The 7,622-nt window shown below is 41.2% G+C and carries 6 protein-coding genes; all 6 read left to right on the top strand.

Annotation, left to right across the window (positions count from 1 at the left end; all coding sequences use genetic code 11):
* Positions 1-543: 543 nt before the first annotated feature.
* The 6 genes from V7L05_RS25245 to V7L05_RS25220 all read left to right on the top strand — a co-directional run bounded on the left by V7L05_RS25245 (position 544) and on the right by V7L05_RS25220 (position 7,230).
* On the top strand, positions 544-1,299 hold the full coding sequence (locus tag V7L05_RS25245; RefSeq protein WP_335168159.1) for a TspO/MBR family protein: 756 nt from the start codon (positions 544-546) through the stop codon (positions 1,297-1,299).
* Positions 1,300-1,611: 312 nt separating this feature from the next.
* A complete protein-coding gene (locus tag V7L05_RS25240) occupies positions 1,612-2,313 on the top strand; it encodes a hypothetical protein (protein ID WP_335168158.1) in 702 nt (233 codons plus the stop codon).
* A 171-nt stretch (positions 2,314-2,484) separates the two neighbouring features.
* Entirely contained in the window at positions 2,485-3,822 is a 1,338-nt protein-coding gene (locus tag V7L05_RS25235; protein ID WP_335168156.1) for a deoxyguanosinetriphosphate triphosphohydrolase, read from the top strand.
* Positions 3,823-3,894: 72 nt separating this feature from the next.
* Positions 3,895-4,275: a hypothetical protein gene (locus V7L05_RS25230; protein WP_335168155.1), complete on the top strand. Its 381-nt coding sequence runs from the start codon at positions 3,895-3,897 to the stop codon at positions 4,273-4,275.
* 176 nt (positions 4,276-4,451) lie between these two features.
* Positions 4,452-6,167: a two-partner secretion domain-containing protein gene (locus V7L05_RS25225; protein ID WP_335168153.1), complete on the top strand. Its 1,716-nt coding sequence runs from the start codon at positions 4,452-4,454 to the stop codon at positions 6,165-6,167.
* A 412-nt stretch (positions 6,168-6,579) separates the two neighbouring features.
* A complete protein-coding gene (locus tag V7L05_RS25220) occupies positions 6,580-7,230 on the top strand; it encodes a DUF924 family protein (RefSeq protein WP_335168151.1) in 651 nt (216 codons plus the stop codon).
* Positions 7,231-7,622 lie beyond the last annotated feature (392 nt).

Here is a 7,622-nt window from a genome sequence, read left to right as displayed (position 1 = left end):
TTTGTCAAAGATGTTTCTGGGTGGTTGCAAGAAGGTAAGCTCAAGTACAAGGAAGATGTTGTACAGAAACTGGAAAACGCCCCGCACGCCTTCATCGGCTTACTACAAGGGAAAAACTTCGGCAAGCTAATTGTTCAAGTCAGCGACGATCCGACACGATAAGCATACTTTTTGATTGAACCTCACAGATAATTTAGCAACCAGCCAGCCGATTACGTACATCATACCCCCACTGAGAAACTGCGGCATTCCACCATCTTTGCCCAGATGACTCTAACGTTGGCAGTTCCAGGTACTCATCACGCTATACCTTTGGTTTCCACTGTTCTTGTAATGCACTAATTAAAATGGCATTTGGGAAAATTTGCAAATCATTCTTTTGCAAAGCCACTTAGTAAGCCTAACAGTCTCTCGTGAATTCACCTTTTCGCCGCCATTTATTTTTATTTTATTTACGCTTTGAAAAAACATTATTTTTAACCGTTAGACTATCATATGATGACTGATTACTAATAATTACAAACTACGCACAATCTCTTAATTATGAATGAATCCAATAATCCAGGAATACTTGAAAAGTTTGTCAATACAGTGATGGGGGTAAAAACTGGAAATCAACAACGGTATCCAAATACATCAATAGCTACGACACTAGAACTAGATATCAGAGCGGTTTTAGTTTATACACTAGGGACTATTTTACAAATCGTAGCCATGATTCTAGTGTTGCTGGTCATGGGAAAATTAGTAATGTTGATTGATAATAATTCTTCTTTTCCTAGTTGGTCTAGCACTTTATTGGCTGGATTATTTTTTGCTATATTAAGTATCCGTTCCCGAATTTTTTCTCTTTTAGATAATACTCGTTCTCGTCAGACTTATGATCAGGTAATCAGACCAAGATGGTCTCCTCCACCTTTAGTATTTCCCATAGTTTGGATGATAATCGCCGCTTTGCGGGTAATTTCTTCTGTATTGGTTTGGCAGCAGATGAATCACCAATTTTTAGTGCTGCCTTTAATTTTGTTTGTGGTACATCTGGCTTTAGGGGATACTTGGAATACGATTTTTACTGTAGAACGGAGATTAGGTGCTGCTGTCCCTGTAGTTATTTTAGGCCCTTGGTTATCTGCTGTAGTGGTGACGGTCATTTATTGGCAAACTAATCCTGTAGCGGGAATGACTTTATCATTTTCTTGTGTATGGTTAACTGTCGCTGCTGTATTGGTATTTAGAATTTGGCAATTAAATGGCTCGGAGCCATTGTATCCCTTAAAATTAACACCTGTGGAGAAATAAATACTTAAAATTCACCAAGACAAGAAAGCAAGGAAAAATATCACTTGACTTTTGAGTACCCCATTCAACATATATAAAAAACGGTAGATTCTCAATCTCTCTACTGTTTTTTATATATGTTGAATTTGAGACTTAATTAAATTAAAGTAGCACTCTTCTACCGTTGTCAATACTTCCTCGCCTATAACTGGTCTAGAGTTTTTTTAGAAGTGAAGGTAAAAGTATTACTATTGTTAATCGCTTATCATATCTTTTTACACATTGGGTATTCACCTACCCCACTCAACCTTACCCAAGCTTTAGATCCGGTGAGTGCAACATTCTCAAAAACAAGAATCAAATGCTGAAAATACAGAGATGAATGCTGGCTCTGAAGAAATAGGTGCTTTGTATAAAGCATCTATTTCAGGTGAAACTCAACCAGAGCAAAGGTTACAAGAAACCTCACGAACTACTCAGGAACAGCTCACGAACTCAAACGATGAGTTCGTGAGCTGTGTCTCTGACACGCTTACAGGAAATTCGCGTGAGGAGGAGACGGCTAACGCGCCCTTGAGGGTCGCGTCGCCTCTGTCTATTCAAAGCGTGTCAGAGAAAGAGAAAGACTTGCTTGTGGCAATGGACTGCACGACGCTGACGCTCGTGGATGGTACACAGGGTCAATCTACTTCGTTGTTAGCTGAAAACCAGGATTGTGACGTTGAACCGAGGGACTGTCATGAAGGTGGTTATTCCGCCGCGCCCGTCGCACAAAATGAATTTTCTGACAAGGAAGCGATCGCTAATCAAACTCAGGGGCAGGTAGAACAAAGTAATCCCACTTCGTTGTTAGTTGAAAATTCAGTTTCGGGTGGAGAAGTCAAAACAGTTGATGAGGGTGAAAGTTCCGCCGCGTCTGTCCCCAGTGCTGAAAAATGGTCGCATGAGGCGATTGTTGCTTTTGTCAAATATGCGACCTGTAAGAAGGGAAAAACTGAATCGAGCGGCGAATTCAGGGCAGAATCCGGGGTTTGACTTTTTGCAAGAGTGCTGGAATGATGATCCTGCTTTGCAGATCGTGATCAAAAAACTATTGGCGAAGTTTCCGCAGTGAGGACTTCCCGTGAAAAGTCAGAGTTAGAATGTGGCATCGCCCATCGCTTTTAGCAAAGATGGCATTGTCTACTACTCCTACACCACACAATTATGATGGACTGGAAAAAACTGCTGACACCTCAAAGGCTGGGTAAGAATGAACCAGAAGATATCCAGCATGGTCGTACTCCTTTCTTAAGGGACTATGATCGTTTGGTGTTTTCTTCTCCTTTTCGCCGCCTTAAAGATAAGACGCAGGTTTTTTCGTTATCCACAAATGACTACATCCGTACTCGTCTTATTCATAGCCTTGAGGTTTCCTGCGTTGGTCGCTCCCTTGGTAGGATTGTCGGAAATGAGATTGTGAAAAGACACCAGCTTGATAAGTATGGTTTCAGTGCTTCGGATTTTGGTGAAATTGTGTCTGCGGCTTGTTTAGCTCATGATATAGGTAATCCTCCTTTTGGGCATTCTGGAGAAGATGCTATTCGTACAGCGTTTCAATCTTGGCACGGCGCTGTTCAGCAAACAGAAGAAAATTTTTTTGATGAATCTCAAATAAGAGATTTTGAATTATTTGAAGGTAATGCACAAGGTTTCCGTATTTTAACTAAACTAGAAATGCCTCCTCAAAAAGGTGGAATGCAGCTTACTTGCCCGACTTTAGCAGCATTTACAAAGTATCCTAGAGAATCTTTAGTACAAGAATCTATTTTTAATGGATATAAGGGTAGAAGTATTAAAAAATACGGTTTTTTTCAAGCAGAGAAAGATTTATTTACTGAAGTAGCAGAAACAGTAGGGCTAATTCGTCGTCATGAACAAGTAGCATGGTGGGCGCGGCATCCACTTGCTTTTTTAGTTGAAGCAGCAGATGACATTTGCTACTCAATTGTTGACGTAGAGGACGGGCATCGTATGGGTTATATCTCGTTCGACGAAACTAAAGATTTACTTAACGAAATTGCGTGTATTGATATTCAACAAGCTAATGATAGCAATGAAGAAAAAGTTAAAAGAATGCGTGCTAAAGCTATTAATAAGCTTATCGAACAAGCAGTAGAGATTTTCTTAGAACACGAATCAGTAATACTTTCTGGAGAGTTTGATGAAGATTTGTTATCTTTAAGCAAATACGACAATCATCTAAAAAATATTAATCAAAAAACAAGGGCTACTGTTTTTGAAAACCGTGATGTAGTTAGTATTCAAATTGCCGGATATGAAGTTTTAGGAAAACTCTTTACTGAGTTTGCCAACTCTATTTTGAATAGTGATAAAAAATCACAATTAGTTTATCTTATGCTTCCTAAAGAATATTATCCAAAAGTTGAGGAAGATATTTATACAAAAATTCTTAGAATAACAGACTATGTTTCTGGTATGACTGATTCTTATGCTACTAGCTTGTTTCAACAACTTAGCGGTATTTCTTTAGGGGCAAGTTAGAATTATACAAATATTAGTTGTAATAAATTATACCTGTAAACAGGAAAGCTCATCTAGCATCTTAATTCTGCGATGCCTGCGGCGGGCGTAGCCATCGCTAATCAAACACCAGAGCTTGTAGAACAGGGAAATTCAGCTTCCTTATCGGGAAAAAACCAAGTCTCTGGTGTTGAAGTGAAAGCAGTTTATGAGAGTGAAAGTTCCACCGCGCCCGTGCCAAATCCTGAAAAATGGTCACATGAGGTAATTGTAGCAAGGTCAAATGTGCGACCGGAGCGTATGCAGAAACTTAAGGTGGCGGCGAATTCGGGGCAGAATCCGGGGTTTGACTTTTTGCAAGAGTGCTGGAATGATGACCCGGCTTTACAGATTGTGATTAAGAAGGTGCTGGTTAAGTTTCCGCAATGGGGAATTGCTTGTGTGGATGGGGTGTTGGTGGATTGGGAGGGGTAGCGTGAGCGGTAGCTTGAGAACTGTGTAAAGTAAAGTTTTGTAAAGTTTCCAAATTTTTGCGAAAAACTAGAGTTTTGGGCTGAAAACTTAGTAGCCTAATTACTAGCTATTTAGTAGGTAGTAACTTGATTTATGCTTAACTAAAATTTGCTGCTATTTATTATTGGAGGCAAGCAATGTCAGGTTTGGGTTTTACTCATTGGGGTGCTTTAGTGGCTATCGCTGTCGGTGTCAGCTTTTGTCCGATTGATTATGCAAGCGCTCAAATTACTCCAGATGGCACATTACTAAATAACTCTAGTGTCACAAGAGAGGGTGACACCTTTAACATCACTGGGGGAACACAAGCTGGCAGTAATTTGTTTCACAGTTTTGGTGAGTTTTCTGTGCCTACTGGTAGTATTGCTGACTTTAATAATGCTCTAGATATTCAAAATATAATTACTCGAGTAACGGGTGGATCAGTTTCTAATATTGATATTGATGGGTTAATTCGGACGTTGGGTACGGCTAACCTGTTTCTAACAAATCCCAATGGAATTGTATTTGGTGGAAATGCTTCGTTAAATGTTGGTGGTTCGTTTGTTGCGACTAGTGCAAATGCACTGCAATTTGGAAATCGAGGATTTTTTAGCGCTACTGATCAAAATATCCCTTCACCGTTGTTGACTGTTAATCCTTCAGCATTGCTGTTTAATCAGATTAATCAAAACGGAGGGATTCAAAACAACTCAGTAGCACCCGCAGGAACAGACCCAGCAGGCTTTGATGCATTTGGTTTACGAGTACCAGATGGAAAGAGTTTACTACTGGTGGGTGGGAATGTCAGCATGGATGGGGGACGATTAAATGCTTATGGTGGGAGAGCTGAGTTAGGAGGGTTAGCCCAAGCTGGTACTTTAGCTCTGGCTGTAGATGGCGATAATGTCAGCTTGATATTTCCTGAAAATGTTGCGCGAACTTCAGTATCCCTCACGAATCAAGCAGGTGTAATTGTAACTGGGGCTGGTGGTGGTAATATTGCAGTCAATGCCAGGAATTTAGAAATATTGGGAGGGAGTCTAATAACTGCTGGTGTTGGGAAAGGTTTGGGAACACCTGAAACTGTCGCCGGAGATATTACGCTGAATGCTACCGAGTCAATCAAAGTTGCAGGCACTGGGAGTAATGTTCGCAATCTTGTGGGTTTGGGGTCACTTGGTAATGGGGGTAACATTACTATCGATTCTGGTTCATTATCGTTACAAAATGGCGCTGAACTTATTGCCTCAACTTCAGGACTTGGTAATGCGGGGAATGTCAATGTTAATGTTACAGATGCTGTTGATATTGCTGGAAGAAACAGTGGGATTTTGAGTAGTGTGTCCACTGGTACAGTTGGCAATGGAGGTAATATTAGCATCGATTCTGGTTCCTTTTCGTTACGCGATCGCGCTGAACTTAGTGCCTCAACTTCAGGACTTGGTAATGCAGGCACAATTAAAGTTAATACTGCTCAAGTAAATATTTCTGGTAGCAATTCAAACATTAACAGTGACTTTCTCGTTAACTCTCAAAGTACGACGGGTACTGCTGGAGATATTATCCTTACCTCACCTAGAATTACCTTAGATAACACTGGCACACTCAACGCCCAATCTGCATCGGGTAATGGTGGCAATATCTTCTTACAAACTGATTTACTGCTTCTGCGTCGTGGCGCTCAAATTCCCACTACCGCAGTCACAGCCTTAACTGGTGGTAATGGCGGCAATATCTCTATTAACACTTCAGGAATCTTAATAGCAGTCAAGCCTGTTCCTGAACCAACTTTACCATTCAGTGTGTTTGCAATTACTGCTTTTTATGCTGCTTGGAGGTTAAAACGTAAGCACAAGCAAATAACTTTTTGAAAGCTTATCTTGGCGAAAAAATCAACACAAGCTAGCCCCCGCCAACAACTATAGTGTCTGTAGCAAAGTTTCTATAGCTTTCTATTTTTGAGGATCTGCTCCTTGAACACTGGAAGGAACATTTGAAATTCGCACCTTTAACTTGAGTGCAAATCCTTTGAATAATAATGTGCCAGTGGGTGAAGGTGAACCGTTTAGATTTTCGTTCACAGGAGAGCGTGTGACTGTCCGTAATTAATATTCTTCATACTCAATGGTGGAAGATAGCAATTGTGTCGGCTCGTTGGTTGATTGAAACGGGTAGCGATTAGCCATTCATGTAGTGGCTTTTGGCGATCGCACTTCAACTACTGGTATATTCCAGCAATCACCAGACAATTAAACTATACGGCAGAGCTAAGGCAGGTTTACTTTGATAACCGAAAAATACGAAGATGTGCTTCGGTTCTGGTTTCCAAGCCAACCAAGCCCCGATCAAGCAACGATGGTTCGTTGTTGGCAATGGTGGTTTCGCGGTGGGGCGGGTGCTGAAGTAATCGAGCATTTTTCACCACTGCTAGAACAAGCCATGCGAGGTGAACTAGATGCTTGGTCTGGTCAGCCGCGATCACGGCTGGCGCTAATTCTCGTCCTCGACCAGTTCTCGCGCTCAATCTATCCTGGTACAGTGCAAGCATTCGCACAGGACTCAAAAGCTTGTCAACTAACGATTGAAGGCATCAATGTAGGACACTATGAAGCTCTCAAAACCCCTTGGGAGAAGACCTTCTTCTTCCTGCCATTGGGGCATTCTGAGGATCTTAGCAAATTGGAACTGGCAATTAAACTTGCGGACAACCTTGTGCAGGAAGCACCACAGGAGTATCGTGCATTACTAGAGTTCTCCGCAGCGCAAGCACGGCGACATCGAGATATACTTATCCAATTCGGTCGCCATCCTCATCGTAATAAAGCTCTAGAACGTCAATCAACCCCTGAAGAACTTGAGTACCTCGCAAGTGGTCAGCTTGTACATACGCGATCAATGCCGTCTCACCTATCGCAATTTCTCTGTGACACTTGAGCAATCTAATTTCCTTCGAGTCATTAACAAGTGCAAGAACTTTTGCAGCAGTTGAGGGAAATACCCTGTACTTCACAGTTTCGACTAAATGCAGAGATTCAAAGAACCGTTAAGCGGTGCTGGGAGAATGTACCGGGTGCGTAGACGCTTTAAGCGGCTTGTTGTAGACATTGCTTACTTGCCCCTAAATTCATTTATGGAGATAAAGATTTATAAACTTGTTGTTCAAAAAAGAGCATTTATGCGTGGGGTAAAAATGTTTGAATAATGAAATTGATAATTTTGAATTTCGAGAAGCGAGTGAGGCGATCGCTACTCGTTTTCAAGCTAGACTCTGGCGCATAGCACTGTTTTATGAACGAGTGATAAATTTGTGCAAAAAAAATCAATGC

Origin of the sequence: Nostoc sp. (assembly GCF_036917755.1) — a bacterium.
In the GTDB taxonomy this organism is placed as follows: Bacteria; Cyanobacteriota; Cyanobacteriia; order Cyanobacteriales; family Nostocaceae; genus Nostoc.
Note: the sequence above shows the minus strand (reverse complement) of the source record. Positions and strands in the feature narration are given on the sequence as shown.